Annotated in this window: 14 protein-coding genes; 6 read left to right on the top strand and 8 right to left on the bottom strand. The window is 47.6% G+C overall.

Annotation, left to right across the window (positions count from 1 at the left end; all coding sequences use genetic code 11):
- Nucleotides 1–27 precede the first annotated feature (27 nt).
- The 3 genes from JOY44_RS01600 to JOY44_RS01590 form a co-directional block, all read right to left on the bottom strand.
- Complete coding sequence (locus tag JOY44_RS01600; RefSeq protein ID WP_171572021.1) at nt 28–450, bottom strand: hypothetical protein; 423 nt, start codon at nt 448–450, stop codon at nt 28–30.
- 205 nt (nt 451–655) lie between these two features.
- The gene (locus JOY44_RS01595; RefSeq protein ID WP_171572020.1) at nt 656–952 is read right to left on the bottom strand and encodes a hypothetical protein; all 297 of its coding nucleotides are present in this window, start codon (nt 950–952) and stop codon (nt 656–658) included.
- A 197-nt stretch (nt 953–1,149) separates the two neighbouring features.
- Nucleotides 1,150–2,523 carry a peptidoglycan recognition family protein gene (locus tag JOY44_RS01590; protein WP_203031910.1) on the bottom strand — a complete coding sequence of 458 codons (1,374 nt, stop codon included), beginning with the start codon at nt 2,521–2,523 and terminating at the stop codon, nt 1,150–1,152.
- Nucleotides 2,524–2,786: 263 nt separating this feature from the next.
- On the opposite strand from JOY44_RS01590, the gene JOY44_RS01585 reads away from it, so the two are divergent.
- Entirely contained in the window at nt 2,787–3,506 is a 720-nt protein-coding gene (locus JOY44_RS01585) for a response regulator transcription factor (RefSeq protein WP_171572018.1), read from the top strand.
- A 27-nt stretch (nt 3,507–3,533) separates the two neighbouring features.
- Here the strand turns inward: JOY44_RS01585 and JOY44_RS01580 are convergent, their stop codons facing one another.
- On the bottom strand, nt 3,534–4,355 hold the full coding sequence (locus tag JOY44_RS01580; RefSeq protein ID WP_242541704.1) for a ComF family protein: 822 nt from the start codon (nt 4,353–4,355) through the stop codon (nt 3,534–3,536).
- Between the two features lie 77 nt (nt 4,356–4,432).
- Here JOY44_RS01580 and JOY44_RS01575 point away from each other — a divergent pair, with 77 nt between their 5' ends.
- Nucleotides 4,433–6,823, top strand: a complete 2,391-nt coding sequence (locus JOY44_RS01575) for a putative PEP-binding protein (protein WP_171572017.1) — start codon at nt 4,433–4,435, stop codon at nt 6,821–6,823.
- 112 nt (nt 6,824–6,935) lie between these two features.
- Here JOY44_RS01575 and JOY44_RS01570 read toward each other — a convergent pair whose 3' ends face one another.
- The 4 genes from JOY44_RS01570 to JOY44_RS01555 all read right to left on the bottom strand — a co-directional run bounded on the left by JOY44_RS01570 (nt 6,936) and on the right by JOY44_RS01555 (nt 9,166).
- Nucleotides 6,936–7,778: a C39 family peptidase gene (locus JOY44_RS01570; protein WP_171572016.1), complete on the bottom strand. Its 843-nt coding sequence runs from the start codon at nt 7,776–7,778 to the stop codon at nt 6,936–6,938.
- Nucleotides 7,779–7,949: 171 nt separating this feature from the next.
- On the bottom strand, nt 7,950–8,315 hold the full coding sequence (locus JOY44_RS01565) for a DUF1818 family protein (RefSeq protein ID WP_171572015.1): 366 nt from the start codon (nt 8,313–8,315) through the stop codon (nt 7,950–7,952).
- Between the two features lie 76 nt (nt 8,316–8,391).
- Nucleotides 8,392–8,907, bottom strand: a complete 516-nt coding sequence (locus JOY44_RS01560; protein WP_171572014.1) for a hypothetical protein — start codon at nt 8,905–8,907, stop codon at nt 8,392–8,394.
- Nucleotides 8,908–8,938: 31 nt separating this feature from the next.
- Nucleotides 8,939–9,166 carry a DNA-directed RNA polymerase subunit omega gene (locus JOY44_RS01555; RefSeq protein WP_171572013.1) on the bottom strand — a complete coding sequence of 76 codons (228 nt, stop codon included), beginning with the start codon at nt 9,164–9,166 and terminating at the stop codon, nt 8,939–8,941.
- 504 nt (nt 9,167–9,670) lie between these two features.
- Between JOY44_RS01555 and JOY44_RS01550 the strand changes: the two genes are divergently transcribed.
- The 4 genes from JOY44_RS01550 (at nt 9,671) to JOY44_RS01535 (ending at nt 15,408) form a co-directional block, all read left to right on the top strand.
- Nucleotides 9,671–11,017: a CmpA/NrtA family ABC transporter substrate-binding protein gene (locus JOY44_RS01550; RefSeq protein WP_171572012.1), complete on the top strand. Its 1,347-nt coding sequence runs from the start codon at nt 9,671–9,673 to the stop codon at nt 11,015–11,017.
- Between the two features lie 454 nt (nt 11,018–11,471).
- A complete protein-coding gene (ntrB, locus tag JOY44_RS01545) occupies nt 11,472–12,338 on the top strand; it encodes a nitrate ABC transporter permease (RefSeq protein WP_197984876.1) in 867 nt (288 codons plus the stop codon).
- Between the two features lie 120 nt (nt 12,339–12,458).
- Nucleotides 12,459–14,444 carry a nitrate ABC transporter ATP-binding protein gene (locus tag JOY44_RS01540; protein ID WP_171572011.1) on the top strand — a complete coding sequence of 662 codons (1,986 nt, stop codon included), beginning with the start codon at nt 12,459–12,461 and terminating at the stop codon, nt 14,442–14,444.
- A 127-nt stretch (nt 14,445–14,571) separates the two neighbouring features.
- On the top strand, nt 14,572–15,408 hold the full coding sequence (locus JOY44_RS01535; RefSeq protein WP_171572010.1) for a nitrate ABC transporter ATP-binding protein: 837 nt from the start codon (nt 14,572–14,574) through the stop codon (nt 15,406–15,408).
- Nucleotides 15,409–15,636 lie beyond the last annotated feature (228 nt).

Here is a 15,636-nt window from a genome sequence, read left to right as displayed (position 1 = left end):
GATCGCCCAAATCATCAACAGACTGAATTATTTGAGGAAATCTAAAACTCCAGATTGATTCGCTTTCCATGCCAACATCAATGTAACGGGCAGCAAAAGCCACCAGAACCAGACCAGCAAAATTGTCAATCGACACCAAGCGTGAAATAAGCGTTGGAGCAGATTAGGATAAACCTTCTGCTGACTGGGGCGCTTGTATAACGAAAGCACCCCATGAACAATGTGCTTATGGGCAAAGAGACTCAACGGCACGACATCCCACCAGAGCCGCTCATCACCCAACGTTTTGTAGTGAGTGTGGTGCATGTTGTAGCGATGATAGCCACGGCTTGATTTACCTAGATGAAGGAACGGAAAAGCGGCACAGTGGTTAAACGACTTCAGCCATTTGGAATGCTTACCGAGCCACTCTTTAGAGCGGATGTATTTGCTGTAAACCTTAGGTTTCATGAAAGTAATTAAGACCGCCCTATTACTACGATTTCCAAAAAGCGGTCTATCTACTTAGCCGCTACTTATTCATCATTGCCCATGTTGCCGCCTGAGAGCGCTGCTAATCTTCCTAACAGGCAATTGCAGGTAAACTCAAAGTCTTAAATTCGTCTTGATGAGCAATTTCTTAGCCAAGTAACTACTACTTCCATCGGAAAGCTTTCTATTTAGGGTCAACCCCATCATCCTCTGACAGATCAGGTCTGGGCGGTTGAGCTTGATCGAGCAATTCTTTTTTAGAGCGCTTCACCATAGCCCATAAGTCTTTGATTTGTTGGTAAGCCTCTTCAGCGGTGATCTTACCACCTGTCTCTAATCCACATATGAGAGAAACCCGTTGGGCAAATTCCTGCAAATTGGCATTGAAGGCTAGTTGCTCTGGCGTAAATTCGCCCCGATAACGCCCAATTGGATAGAGGAAGCTATCCCTTAAGTTATCTTTTTCGTTGCTGTTGACCACGGCCAAATACCTACTTTGCGAAAAGGAGAAGAGTCGTTTGAGGGCAAAAGCTGCACTTACCCATCATAGTTTTCCCGATTTAGAAAACATAGCCTCCACTGTTTACCTTGGCTTAATTTACCGCTCTACTACCGAAAGGCATAGATTTATAGCGCCGTTATGGAGGAGTGCATGAGGATGGGTAGCGCGATCGCGGATTACAGTTGAGCATTCACTGCGGTGCGAATCTCTCCCAAGCGAACCGTTTTACCGCCTTCACTGCCAGGGCATGCAGTCGATACGCGATCGCGGTGCCCACAGATTAGCGGCAGATTGCGCGTGCCAAAATCTGCTGTTGGGGTTGGCACTGGAGTCACCGTGTTCTTAAAGCCATAGCGTTTGCTAAGTACTGTGCATAATGCCACTGCCGCCTGATACTGCTGCTGACTAATGGTATTAGTGCTATAAACGCCATCAAATGCGATTCCTAGCCCATCATTCACGACATCGTGAGAACCGCGTTTCCGCTCTGATCGCCCTTCGTAAACCCGTCCACTCGGCATGATGATGAAGTGATAGCCAATATCTGCCCAGCTATTACCATTCACATGCCCATTGTAAATAAGTCTCATTCGGGCTGCCTCTTGCGTTTGAGTGCCATTAATTGCAGCCTGTCCGCTAAGCGCTGTGTGATGTATCGTGATTCGTTTGGGTGTGAGGTTGGGCAAATCTGCTGGTGTTGGGTTATTCGTCCAGGTGCCACGTGACAGCACCTTAAATGTACTAGTAGCTGGAGCTTGCACTGCAATGATGATCTGCGCGCGATCTTGCTCAGAGCCAATAATTTCAATTAAGCGATTTCCTGCCTGACGAAACAAGGTTCTTGCCTGCCATTTGCCATCGACAACTTGTGGGCGCGCCAACTCTGACTTTTGATCTACCCGCAACACCAGTTGATCGTCATCACTATAATTCTCTGCAATTCCCGACAGGGTAACGATGGTTTCTGCCTGCACTCGCTGCGGCGGGTTAGTAAAACCGAGGCGTGGCGGACGGGGCTTTGCGTCAACCACGTCAATTTCAGTTTCCGCTCGAATCTTTCCATCTGTGCTTAAAATTTCAATTACCCGCTTGCCAGCCTGATTGAACCCAATCGTCGATCGCCATTTGCCTGCCAATACCGTCGGACGTGCCAATTCAAACTTTCGGTCTGACCGCAAGATTAATTGGGTGCCCTCTGCAAAATTATCAGCCGTGCCCTCAACCGTGGCAGACTGCAACGCTGGCAGACGAGCCGGTATCTGAGTAAATCGAAGCTGTTGAGCTTGGGGTAGCGTTGCGACAACTTGCACCACAACCGTTGTGCTGTCATCTTCCAGTTCAACTCTGAGGCGACGATTGCCAGCCGCTTGAAACAAAAAATCTACCTGCCAAGTCCCATCAGGCTTGATCACAGGACCAGTCGTACGAAATTGGTCATCCACCACTAATGAAAGCGTCTTGCCTGCATCAGCGACAGAAGCGACACCCAAAATCGAGAATCGCTGTTGAGCCAAAACGGGACCTGTTGGAGCTTGGGTAACTTGGAGCATAGTGAGAACCTTGGAAGACTGGAGTGCATAATCCTGTAAAACCAGTTTGCTCAAAGCAACTGGAATGGTCAAGGAATGGCGTGTGCCACTAGCAAAAATAACCGATTAAGTAGCGCTTGGTGACCTTATGTTGCTGAACGAAGTGTTCGGGAGGGTTTGAGTTTTGAGATTCAAATCTACTGGATGCTTTTCTCTTAGAAATTTAGCGGGGTGAGATGTGTCCGATACAATGAAGCAAATGCGGGTAGGAGAAACAGAATTGAATGGCAGGTCAACTGTTATTGGTAGATGATGAACCAGGGTTGCGCGAAGCGGTGCAAGCTTACTTGGAAGATAGTGGGTTTACGGTTGATGTTGCGAGTAATGCGCGGGAAGGACTGGAGTTAGCACGACAAAAGTTACCCGATTTGGTCATTACCGATATCATGATGCCCCAAGTAGACGGCTACCAGTTTCTAAAGCAGTTGCGAGAAGAGCCTCAATTTAAGGGGCTGCCTGTAGTATTTTTGACAGCAAGGGGAATGACCAGCGATCGCATTCAGGGATATACCGCCGGCTGTGATGCCTATCTGCCGAAGCCTTTTGATCCAGATGAATTAGTTGCGATCGTGACTAATTTATTGAAACAATCCGCCGCACGGGTCGCGACCGGTGATGGGGAAGGTCATAACATCGCTGATTTAGCGCGACAAATTGCCGATATCAAAAGCATGTTGACTCAACGAGGTGCGATCGCCCAATCGTCTAATCCGATAAAACTTGATTTCACTCCACGCGAACAAAGTGTGCTGGACTTAGTAGTCGATGGCTTAATGAATAAGGAAATTGCTCGCCGTCTAGAAACCAGTGTCCGTAACGTCGAAAAATACGTTAGCCGCCTCTTTGTTAAAACAAGCACCAACAGCCGTACGGAACTCGTGCGCTTTGCTTTAGAAAATGGATTGAACACTTCAATGACCAGGGGCGGAGAGACTGACGAATAAAGAGTGACGAATGGCGAATGCAAATACTCAAAACGCTTCCTCGCACTTCCCGCTCTTCATCCCTGCCTCTGTCCGCGCTAAGACAATTATTCCTTGAACGCGAATTCCATGCTGTCTCAAAGTTTGTGCTGCTGAACTAGCAGTTGCCCCAGTTGTGTAAATGTCATCCAGTAGCCACACCGGGCGAGAAGGTGGCTTTTGTAAAAAGGGTTTGCCGACACTAAACGCCTCTGCCAGGTTATGCTCCCGTTCTGCACTGGATAGTTTGAACTGGGCTTCTGTAGCGCGATCGCGTTTCAATCCATTGACCGCGATCGGTAACTGGGTTATGTGGCAAAAGTGTTGCGCCAGCAATTCTGCCTGATTGAAGCCACGCTGTCGTTTCTTGCTGGGATGCATAGGAATGGGCACAACCACGCCATTCGTAGATGGATTCACCGATCGCCATGATTCCGCCATCCACGTCCCCAAAATCTCTGCAAGATGAGGGTTCCCTTCATATTTCAGCGCCGCGATCGCCCGCTTCAACGCGCCACTATATCCACCCCAGGCAAAGACGGATAGCGACCCCAGTTGCCATGCATCAGCCGAGCTACAACGATATCGCTGAATCTGTCGCTGACAAGACACACACAAAGCTTGAGCTTGCGATCGCTGACAAAGAGGACAGGGCGACTCTAGAAATAGCCCTAATAGCTGATTTAACTTCCAGGCTGGATTCATGTCATTCCGCTGAATGAACAACGTCTCCTCAAGAGTGCCCCTAGGAAAAGGAGAGAGAACAAAAAAGAGTTTAGAGGGCGGAGCGCTAAATTTACTCACCCCTAATCTCTGAATCCCGACTTCCATCTTCATTTTTTCTACGGAATAAGTAACCAAATGGGTTCTGTCTTTTACTATCAAGGGAGGTGTAACTTTTTTATCTTGTGAACACACTGTGTCGGCTTGACCAGGTTCAACCTGACCAGATGGCGCTGGTGGGGCAAAAGGCGTTTTATTTAGGTCAACTGCTGCAAAAAGGGCATCCCGTTGTGCCTGGAGTCGTGATTCCTGCAACGATTTTTCAGGAATTTTTGGCACAGGTAAACTGGTCTGACCCGCTGTTTGAAGATATACCGAACTCATGGCTGCGGTTGAATATCGAAGATTGGCAGCAGTTGCAGGCGATCGCTCAACATTTGCGCCGTGCAATTTTGGCAACTTCACTGCCGCCTGAGTTAAAGCAGTCAATAGTAGAAATTACAGGTCATTGGCACCCAGCAACGTTGATTGTGCGTCCTTCGTTAGGGTTTGTATCTGGCAAGCGGTCTGATTCGGCTAAAGCGAATTTAGAGCCGTTTTTGAGAACCTCTGCGCTGATGATCAGTCAAATATGTAAATTAGAAGACGCGGCGTTAGAGCGGGCAATACAACACTTGTGGGCAGATTTTTTTGGGGCTAAAAGTCTGTTCTATTGGCAACGATTGGGGATTCCACTGCACCAAATTCAGTTATCCACTTTGATTCAACCAATCTCAGCGGCGATCGCGGCAGGAACGGTTCGTTTAGTGGATAACCATGTAGAAATTCAGGCAACACCAGGTTTGGGGATGGCGATCGCCCGAGGAGAAGTTGTTCCTGACACCTATCACGTTCAAGCGTTAGAGAGAATTGTTACTGGAAAAAAGTTGGGGATTAGAACTGTTGCTTATAGAACGATCGCGCCAACCTCCAATGCACAACCCCTGCAAATTCAGATTTTGGATGTTGCTCAACAGGAGAGCTTTGCTTTAGAGGAAGAACAAATCATTCATCTAGCTACATTGGGACAGCAGGTGCTAACAGAGGTGGGGGCACCAGTTGAACTTGAGTGGGTGTTGCATCATCACAATGGAACGCCAATCTTGGAGTTTACTCAGGTGATTCCGCTTAAATCTACGCCCGTGCCGTCAAATGTCCAATCTTCATCGGTGGCAAAGGCATTGTCTGATCGTGAATCTACTCAGGCACTAATGTCAGAAGCATTGCTAGTGGCAGCGGGCACTGCGGCTTCACTGGGGCACGCGATCGCGCCAGCCTGGATTTTGCAGGTAGAGGATGACCTTCCTTCAGAGTTGCCAACAGGCTCCATTATTGTGACTAAAACCCTGCCGCTGGAGTGGTTGCCGCTATTGAAAAATGCTGCCGCGATTGTGATGGAGCAGGGTAGCCTAACTAGCCATAGCGCGATTGTGGCAAGAGCTTTGAGCATTCCAGCAGTCGTTGGTGCGCTGCATGCAACGAATAAGATTCAGGCTGGAGACTTCCTTTGGGTAGATGGCGATCGCGGTCAGGTCTACCGGGTTCCCCAGTCGTTCAAAGCCCATCCCGCCTCTTTTGCTGATAGAGCAGCCAGCCAAAGTCTGGCTCACTCAATAGATTCTGAAACGGTTCGCCCTGCGATTTACACTCAATTGATGGTGAACCTGAGCCATCTAGAGCCTTTAGAGACATTGATGACATTGCCGATTGATGGAATTGGACTGATTCGAGCAGAACTTTTGGCACCCTTAATTTTAGGAACAAAACATCCGGCTACCTGGCTTCAGAAACACACTAGCACTGAGTTGATTGCAGGCTTCACGAAAAGTCTGCTTCCCCTGGCGCAAGCAATCAGTCCGCGCCCTATTTTTTATCGTTCTCTCGATTTGCGCCCTCAAGAATTTCGTCCTTTGACATCCGTAAGTTCTAGTTCTCAGCCCGAATGGGGGCTTCGCGGAACTCGTAGCTATCAGGTCAATCCTGCTTTATTTGATTTAGAACTGGCAGCCCTAGCGCAGATGCAACAGGCGGGGGCAACTAATCTATGTCTATTACTGCCGTTTGTGCGGACAGTTGAGGAGTTTGAATTTTGCCGCAAACGAGTGGAGCAGGCTGGTCTAACTCAGCATCCTGCTTTTCAGCTTTGGATTATGGCGGAAGTGCCTTCTGTATTATTTCTGTTACCCGATTATGTCAAAGCTGGAGTGCAGGGAATTTCTCTGGGCACTAATGATTTAACTCAGCTTCTCTTCAATCTCGATCGCAATCAGCCTCAAGCTGGAGTGAAAATTGATGAACGGCATCCGGCTGCAAAACGAGCGATCGCCCAACTCATTCGTCAAGCTCAAGAAAATAATATTCCCTGTTCGATTTGTGGCGAAGCGCCTGTCAGCTACCCAGAACTCATTCCTGACCTGATTCGCTGGGGCATCACATCGATTTCAGTTGCCCCAGAATCTGTAGAAACGACCTATCAGGCGATCGCGCAAGCCGAACGAACCCTGAGGTTGGAAGCTATCCGCCTCCCGTTTTCCTAACTGTTGAATGGTGATAGGGCGATGAGTGCAAAGTCAGATTATTCACACCGAACTCAAAACTCTGCACTCGTTCGAGTGAGCGCTCACGCCGAAGTCCACACCCCACATTTTTCTACAATCCCAAAGGTAACCCGGTAGGCTTGCCTTTGATGCTCGTGACGATTCTTCCCCAACCCGCTTCACTGCCCTGATCCCAAAAAATCATTTGCATCGTGGAGTAAGTGTAGGCATCATATTTGCCGCCGAAGCCCACATCATAGGAGTCGCTATATCCATGGCGGGTGCCATAGGGGTCATGCATCAGCCAAACCTTATTGATTGGATCATGCCCGACAATGACAAGGACATGACCAGACCCTTTGTAAGCGACCCCAGCCACTACTGGAATACCTGCTTTCAAAGATCGCAACACATCTTTTCCAGAAAGTTTGTAGGTGAAATAGGATTCAATGCCGAGGTCTTTGAGGGCTTTAGTTTGAGCATCGTGGTCGATGGTATCGCCATACTTATTGACTATTCGCATATAAACGGATTCTGGCTCAGGAAACCCTTGTTGCTTGGCTTGTTTGGAGAGATCCCCTTTTAGCAAAAAATCTGCCAGCATGGTGTTGCTGGTGGTGTTGCACTGCCGCCAGCCGGGACCAAAGACTGCGGGGTCATTGTTTAGCTGAGAATAGTAAGAAACATCCAGTTTAATGACCTGCTTAGCGTCTTCCCCTTCAACAGCAATGTGAGGATCATAAACATATACTTCTTGGAGCTTTGTCTTACCGTCTTTTGCTGTGAGTGGAGAGGCCAACATCAGGCGGATATGTTGGTTGCGGTCTGAACTAAACTCGCTAACGCTAAAGGTTTTGCCTTTTTCCATAAAAATCTTATCGGCATCAGGCAAATCATTTGCAGATAAAACGCGCTTTTTGAGAAAAGTATCCGCATTAATGGTCGCTTTTGGCATGATGGTAGATTCCCTTCAATTCAATTTAGTAGTATTTAGATTGGCAATGTTTGTGCAGCCGCGAAGCTGAAACAACCTTTTGTTAGATTGCCCTGCATTGAATCATTGCTACCAAATATTAAATTTTTTCTAAATAAAATCAGAGCATTCTTGAATCTAAGGTCTGCTGGCTTAAAACACTTTCAGCGATCGCATCGCTTGAATCAGTTCTGGCACCACATTGGCAGTCCAATGTCCTTCACCACGCCGCCCGGTAAGCAGCATCAGATGTAAGCTGTAGGCCTGAGGATAGCCAGTGGCTTCTAGCCAAAGCAGATCGCTCTCTACTTCGCAGGCGATCGCTTCTTCATCCATTAACTCAGATTGCATTTGGGCGATCGCGCTAACCAGTTGATTGAGCAATCGAGCAAACTCTTCAAGTTCAGCATTGGTTAGTTCTAGTGCCCAATCATCTGCACCAACCAACCCTTGAAAGGCGTCTGCGTCTGCATCCCAACCAACTCGCCAGCCAATACCAGTTTTAAGCAGTCGAGCCACAAGATAAGAGGTGAAGAGGAACAGGGCAAGGCAAGCTGTTGAGTGTCAAACAATATATTGATAGGTCGTCAGACTGCTAGTTAGATGAAGGTGCGGGGAGGGGCGATCGCCTAGATTGGGTCGAGAACCCATTCACTAATGCTTGCACTAAGGCATCCCGTTGAGCGCGATTTAGCTTGCGAATGGCGGCTACATCTCCTTCAACGGGATTTTTTTTAAGCTTATTAGCCCCAGGATATTCGCCCACTTCCAGCGCTCCTGTCAGACCGAGATAATCGGCAAGGGTCAGCTTCCAATCCAGGCGGTAAAACGCAGGTCGCCCTTTGACATAAAGATGATAGCGAATCAGCCGACTCACCAGCGTGTCTTCAGTGGCGGCTTTACCAGTTTCTTTGCTGATATATTGGTTTTCTCGCGGAAAGTCTGGAAGCTGCTCGTAAACAGTTCGCCACACTCCCTCCGAGCGCACAATTGACTGAGCGATCGCAGAAGAGGAGTGCCATCCTACAGCTCCATCTCCACTCATGATCATGACTCCTGCTGCGATCACTAAACTGTGAGCGATCGCAGCTAAACAATGAAGCTTTGGCATAGTCAGTCAACCCTTAATCGAAGCGCCGCCCCTACTCACCAATGATTTCAGGCTGAGTCAGCTCATCAGACATTTCGATAATCGCCCGCAGCACCGGCTTCATTGAAGGATCATCGTTATTGTCAAAATCTTCAAAGCGTCGTCTCTTAGCACGATTGGCAACCTGAACTGTAATGCGATAGCGATTCGATGCTGCTCCAATGAGTTCATCGGCACGGCGCATCACATGCGTGCTGTCATACACAAGACGCTTTTGCATAAAACGTAGTTTCCAGTCGAAAAGGCTTCCTTAGTCTATCAATAGAATCACGGATTCGTGAAACGTTAGCGAAGCTTTCTACAGGAATTGGGGTTAAATCCACTTGGCTTTCTCCTGTCTATTGTCCGAACTTCATTCATTGAGACGCGATCGCTAACTCAACAGCCTTAAGAAATTCTGAGAAAGCAAACATAAGTAAATCTTTAGCTTTGTCATAGTGACTTTATATACATTTTCTAATTGTTTTTTGCGTCGTATGCCGCTAAAGTATTTTCAAGATAGATTTTTGGTTATCTCTAATCAAGAATAGATAGATTTCTTTCAATGGAATAAGTTGATAACTTCAATGTTTTGAGAGTTGGTTATTTCCCGTTTTGTCTTTATTGAGGACTAGAGGATCTGCGCCATCTCATGAGGGTATTTGAGCCTGATTTTTTGAAGTTAGACAACTGACCTATCCATCGCACATTTTTAACAACCTACGTTGGGATATTAGGAGATAGAATGCCTATTTTTTCAAATGTTTCTCGTCGTCGATTCATGACGATCGCTGCTGCATCGTCTGGAACTGTGCTACTAAAGGGCTGTTTAGGCAACCCGCCAGACACCACTTCCAGTCAAAGTTCCCCGGTTGCCGCTCCAGTTGTAGATATAAAACCGGAAATGATGCCGGAAGTAAAAACAGTCAAGCTGGGTTATCTGCCGATTGTGGAAGCAGCACCCTTGATTATTGCCAAGGAGAAAGGGCTGTTTGCCAAACACGGGATGCCCGATGTGCAGATCGACAAACAGGCAAACTGGGGAGCAGCGCGGGACAATGTGAAAATTGGGTCGGCTGGCGGCGGAATTGACGGCGGACAGTGGCAAATGCCGATGCCTTACCTGATTTCGGAAGGCATTATTACTGATGAGGCAAAAGTGCCGATGTATGTGCTGGCGCAGTTGAATACTCACGGAAATGGGATTGCGATCGCCAGCAAGCATCTCGGTAAAGGCTTATCTACTAAAATGTCCGAACAAGTTGCCTTCTTTGATAACTTGAAGTCAGACGGAGCAAAATTCAAAGCAGCATACACCTTTCCTAAAGCAAATCAAGACTTTTGGTTGCGCTATTGGCTCGCCGGAAATGGTATTGACCCCGACAAAGAAGTTGAATTGTTGACAGTGCCCACGGCTCAAACAGTTGCCGATATGAAGGCAAACGCGATGGATGCCTTCAGCACTGGCGATCCTTGGCCCAACCGGATCGTATCCGATAAGATTGGCTTCATCTCAACACTCACGGCGGAAATTTGGAAGAATCATCCTGAAGAATATCTGGCAATTCGCAAAGACTGGGTAGACAAATATCCCAAGGCGACCAAAGCGATCCTGAAGGCGGTGATGGAAGCTCAACAGTGGTGCGACAACTTTGACAATCGCAAGGAGTTAGCGGGGATTCTGGCTAAGCGTGAATACTTTGGGTTGCCGGAAAGTGTCTTGATCGATCCATTGATGGGCAAATATAACATGGGTGAGCGATCGATTGATGATAAGTCAATGGCGGTGCTGTATTGGAAGGATGAGAAGGGCAGTGTGTCCTATCCTTACCAGAGCCATGATTTGTGGTTCTTGACTGAAAGTGTTCGGTGGGGCTTTTTGCCAAAAGATACGCTGTCCAAAGCGAAAGATTGGATCAAACAGGTGAACCGGGAAGATATTTGGCGGGAAGCCGCGAAGGAACTGGGCGTTGCAGCGGCGGATATTCCAACCAGTACGTCTCGTGGGGTTGAAACATTCTTTGATGGCGCTAAGTTTGACCCAGAAAATCCCCAAGCCTATTTAAACAGCTTGAAAATTAAGCGAGTTTAGACAGAATTGACGCACCAATCGGTGAGCAAGGGGCTTCAGTCCCTCGCTCAATCCGAAGATAGCCGTATTACATTCATCACTAATTTTATAGCAACGGACGGAAGACTTAGGACAAGGGTCAATTCACAAAGCTCACGGGTGTTGATGTTCATCACCAATCTGTCCTAACACACCCGGCGACAGCTATAACCCTCATATGTCACTCTAGTTAAAGTAAAATCCAGGCAAAACGCTGAAAGTCTTTCACCGACTGCTGTCTGGTATATACGCTTCATTGTCAAATGTTTTGAAATATCGGAAATAAGCTGCGTATGCTAAGACTCAAGCCGTATAGAATCTTCAGCATTTTTGATTAAATTTGCTTTTCCGAAAGTGATTCAAGAGGGATATCAGACAGCGGTCGGTGAAAGTCTTTCAGCGTTTTGCCTGGATTTTACTTTAACTAGAGTGACATATGAGGAATAAGGAGACACCCATGACGATCGCCCGTAAACAACCTACTGCAACCGTATTTGACTCTCCATTTTTGACACGTTTGAAGTTGAAAGAACGACTCAAAGATTTAATCCCACCCACGGTCGCGATCATCATCTTTCTCACCATCTGGCAGCTGTTCTCGTTGCTTCCAGGAGCAGCACTACCCGGTCCGATTCGAGTGGTGCAAGACACATGGATATTGATCCTCTATCCCTTCTATGACAGAGGCGGTACGGATAAGGGATTGTTCTGGCAGGTGGCTGCCAGTTTACAACGGGTGGCGATCGGCTATGTCTTTGCGGCGATCATCGGCATCAGTGTCGGGGTTCTGGTCGGACTCAACAACACTCTATCCAAAGCTCTCGATCCAATCTTTCAACTGCTGCGAACAGTGCCGCCTCTAGCCTGGGTGCCGATCGCCCTTGCCGCTTTACAGCAAAACCAGCCTGCTGCCCTATTTGTAATCTTTATAACAGCAGTATGGCCCATCCTAATTAATACTGCCGTTGGAGTGCGCCAAATTCCGCAAGACTATAACAACGTGGCGCGGGTGTTGCAGCTATCGCAGAAAAAGTATTTCTTTAAGGTACTCATTCCCGCAGCATTACCCTACATTTTTACCGGACTACGAATCTCGATTGGGCTAGCATGGTTAGCCATTATTGCCGCTGAAATCGTCATGTCGGGTGTGATTGGCATCGGCTCCTTTATCTGGAATGCTTACCAAAATGGTCAGGTGAGCGAAATTATCTTGTCCCTGTTTTACATCGGCATGGTGGGATTGATCCTCGACAAGTCCTTAGCTTGGCTGCAAACAGTGATTTTGCCAGAAGGACAAAAGTAACTTTAAGTCGATGAGTCGAGAAATCTCTGATTGGATGAGTCCCACATCTTTAATTGCTGCGAATACTCATCCACCCCGCTACCCATTCCCGTTACACCCATTCCTTACTCCCCATTTCCTATGACATCCTTTGTTGCTGTTGAAAATATTGAGAAGGTCTTTCCTCTAGCCAATGGCGATCGCTATATCGCGTTGAAAGGGATTGATCTAAATATCCGCGAGGGCGAATTTATTTCACTGATTGGTCACTCTGGCTGTGGTAAATCGACTCTGCTAAACATGATTGCGGGCTTGGATCTGCCTACCGAAGGCGTTGTGATGCTAGATGGCGAAACGGTTCGCCGACCGGGACCCGACAAGATGGTAGTGTTTCAAAACTATTCGCTGTTGCCCTGGTTGACAGTACGAGAAAACATTGCCCTGGCAGTCGATGAGGTTTTGTCCTACTTATCGGCTTCAGAACGCCGCGACATTATCGAACATCACATTCATTTAGTGGGCTTGCAACATGCTGCCGATAAGCCACCGGGTCAATTATCGGGGGGGATGAAACAGCGAGTGGCGATCGCTCGAGCCCTGGCAATCCGTCCCAAGTTACTGTTACTCGATGAACCGTTTGGCGCATTGGATGCCCTGACTCGCGGCAATTTGCAAGAACGCCTGATGCAAATTTGCGATGAAAACAAGGTGACAGCGGTGATGGTGACTCATGATGTGGATGAGGCCTTGTTACTCAGCGATCGCGTGGTCATGTTGACGAATGGTCCTGAATCGAAAATCGGGCAAATCCTGGAGGTCGATATCCCTCGTCCCCGCAAACGATTAGAAGTGATCAATCACCCTAGCTACTACTCAATGCGGAGTGAGATTATCTATTTCCTGAATCAACAAAAGCGGATTAAAAAACTGCGATCGCGCAAAACAGGAGCGATCGCCCGGCACGGGTTAGAGAAAGTTAATCTAGAAATTGGCTTTGTGCCCCTCACAGCTTGCGCTCCTCTCGCCGTTGCCAAAGAGAAAGGCTTTTTTGCCCATCATGGCTTAGATGAAGTCAACTTAGTGCGCGAATCCAGTTGGCGCGGAATTCAAGATGGCATTGCTGGGAATTATCTAGATGCTGCCCAAATGCCTTCTGGAATGCCGATCTGGTTAACCTTGGGAGGAATGGATGGGCGTTCTTTGCCCACCGTTAGCGCATTGACCCTGACTCGCAACGGTAATGCCGTCACCCTCGACAAACGTTTCTATGACCAGGGAATTCATAGCTTGCCCGACCTAAAGCGAATGTTGCTAGACACCCAAGCAAAACAGCATGTGTTTGGAGTAGTTCACCCAGCTTCAATGCATAATCTGCTATTGCGCTATTGGTTGGCAGCCGGGGGGATTGATCCAGACCACGATGTTCAACTCGATACGATTCCTCCTGCCCAGATGATCGCCAACTTGCAAGCGGGCAATATTGATGGCTTTTGTGTCGGCGAACCCTGGAATGTGCGAGCAGCCGTTGAGAACATTGGCTATACGATCGCCACTGATTTGGAAGTGTGGGATGGGCACCCCGGTAAAGTGTTGGGTGTGCGAGAGGAATGGGCTTTGGCATATCCCAACACTCACATTGCTCTGGTGAAAGCACTTCTAGAAGCTTGTCGATATTGCACCGATGAGGCGAATCATGAAGAGATACGTGAGATTCTCTCTCGTCGCGAATACCTAGGAACGGATCTGCAATATATCTACTTGGGCGACCCCAATTCCCAAATATGCAGTCTGCATCCCTCACCCAAAGAGTACGCTCATCATCAATTCTATGGTCAGGGTGTCAATCGTCCCAGCCGAACAGAGCATCTGTGGATGATGACGCAAATGGCACGCTGGGGAGATATTCCCTTTCCCCGTAATTGGGTTGAGATTCTAGAGCGAGTTTGCCGTGTCAGTGCCTTTAGTACCGCTGCACGGGAGCTAGGCTTGACTGAGATTACCTATAGCCGAGGTCCAATTCAACTGTTTGATGGCACGACATTCAATGCAGATGACCCAATCGCCTATCTCAATAATCTAAAGATCAAGCATGACATCTACATGGCAGAAGTGCCCTTACCTGCGTGATTGATATTACTTGCGTGATTGATATCAAACGGGAAATAGAAAACTTCCTGCACTCTCCTTGATCTAGGGGAACGACGACAGTGGCGGCTTTAAGCAACACGATCCCTATCATTCATCATTTTTAACCATGCAGACTCTAACCACACAATTCAATACTCAGTCCCAAACCACCCATCAGAACCCCTTTCTCGTCATTGACAATGTTTCCAAAATCTATCCAACTCCCAAGGGCGACTACGTGGTCCTTGAGGGAGTCAATTTACAAGTTCAAAAAGGTGAATTTGTCTGCGTCATTGGTCATTCAGGTTGTGGCAAATCCACCTTATTGAATATGGTCGCTGGGTTCTCGCAGCCAACAGATGGACTTGTGACCTTACAGGGAAAACGGATTACTAAACCGGGTCCCGATCGCATGATGGTCTTCCAGGGCTATGCGTTGTTACCCTGGCTAACTGCCTACGAAAATGTTTATCTAGCCGTGGATTCGGTCCATCCCGAAAAATCTGAAGCGGAGAAAAAACAGATTGTCCAAGAACATTTGGCAATGGTTGGACTGACCGAAGCTGCCGATAAACAACCCGGTCAACTATCGGGTGGAATGCGCCAACGGGTATCGATCGCCCGTGCATTATCCATTCGTCCAGAAGTGTTGATTCTGGATGAGCCGTTTGGTGCGCTAGATGCGATTACCAAAGAGGAGTTGCAGATCGAGTTGCTAAAGATTTGGAATGATCACCGATGTACTGTGTTGATGATTACCCACGACATTGATGAAGCACTCTTTCTAGCTGATCGCCTAGTGATGATGACCAATGGTCCTGCGGCAAAAATTGGAGAGATCGTTGATATTCCGTTTCCCCGACCGCGCGATCGCGATCGAATTATGGAAGATCCTGAATTCTATAAGCTGCGCAACTACATTCTGGATTACCTCTATAACCGCTTTGCTCACGATGATGAGTAATTTGCTTCTCTAAAATCTGTTTCATACCAAATATGTTGATAATCCTGATCTAAGAAATCCAGCAACTTTTGATTGAGTAAGCCACAATTCGCTCAATGGAAAAGCTCGTTGAGTTTTGCGATCGCGGCAAGTTATCGAATTTGCCCTATAGGCTGTGTTCTGCATGGCGAACGTTGAGTGCCACACAAAAAAGAGGTAGGAATATTATTCCTACCTCTTCAATTAACC

The sequence above is a fragment of the Leptolyngbya sp. Cla-17 genome (genome assembly GCF_016807185.1).
Lineage (GTDB): Bacteria > Cyanobacteriota > Cyanobacteriia > Leptolyngbyales > Leptolyngbyaceae > ULC077BIN1.
The sequence above is the reverse complement of the archived record's forward strand: the minus strand, read 5'-3'. Positions and strand labels throughout refer to the sequence as shown.

What these genes read in the sequence shown, in the direction of transcription:
- JOY44_RS01540 (WP_171572011.1), top strand. Translation starts at nt 12,459, where the DNA reads ATGACATCCTTTGTTGCTGTTGAAAATATTGAGAAGGTCTTTCCTCTA.
- JOY44_RS01560 (WP_171572014.1), bottom strand. Translation starts at nt 8,907, where the DNA reads ATGCCAAAGCTTCATTGTTTAGCTGCGATCGCTCACAGTTTAGTGATC.
- JOY44_RS01600 (WP_171572021.1), bottom strand. Translation starts at nt 450, where the DNA reads ATGAAACCTAAGGTTTACAGCAAATACATCCGCTCTAAAGAGTGGCTC.
- JOY44_RS01590 (WP_203031910.1), bottom strand. Translation starts at nt 2,523, where the DNA reads ATGCTCCAAGTTACCCAAGCTCCAACAGGTCCCGTTTTGGCTCAACAG.
- JOY44_RS01570 (WP_171572016.1), bottom strand. Translation starts at nt 7,778, where the DNA reads ATGCCAAAAGCGACCATTAATGCGGATACTTTTCTCAAAAAGCGCGTT.
- JOY44_RS01550 (WP_171572012.1), top strand. Translation starts at nt 9,671, where the DNA reads ATGCCTATTTTTTCAAATGTTTCTCGTCGTCGATTCATGACGATCGCT.
- JOY44_RS01585 (WP_171572018.1), top strand. Translation starts at nt 2,787, where the DNA reads ATGGCAGGTCAACTGTTATTGGTAGATGATGAACCAGGGTTGCGCGAA.
- JOY44_RS01580 (WP_242541704.1), bottom strand. Translation starts at nt 4,355, where the DNA reads ATGGAAGTCGGGATTCAGAGATTAGGGGTGAGTAAATTTAGCGCTCCG.
- ntrB (WP_197984876.1), top strand. Translation starts at nt 11,472, where the DNA reads ATGAGGAATAAGGAGACACCCATGACGATCGCCCGTAAACAACCTACT.
- JOY44_RS01535 (WP_171572010.1), top strand. Translation starts at nt 14,572, where the DNA reads ATGCAGACTCTAACCACACAATTCAATACTCAGTCCCAAACCACCCAT.
- JOY44_RS01555 (WP_171572013.1), bottom strand. Translation starts at nt 9,166, where the DNA reads ATGCAAAAGCGTCTTGTGTATGACAGCACGCATGTGATGCGCCGTGCC.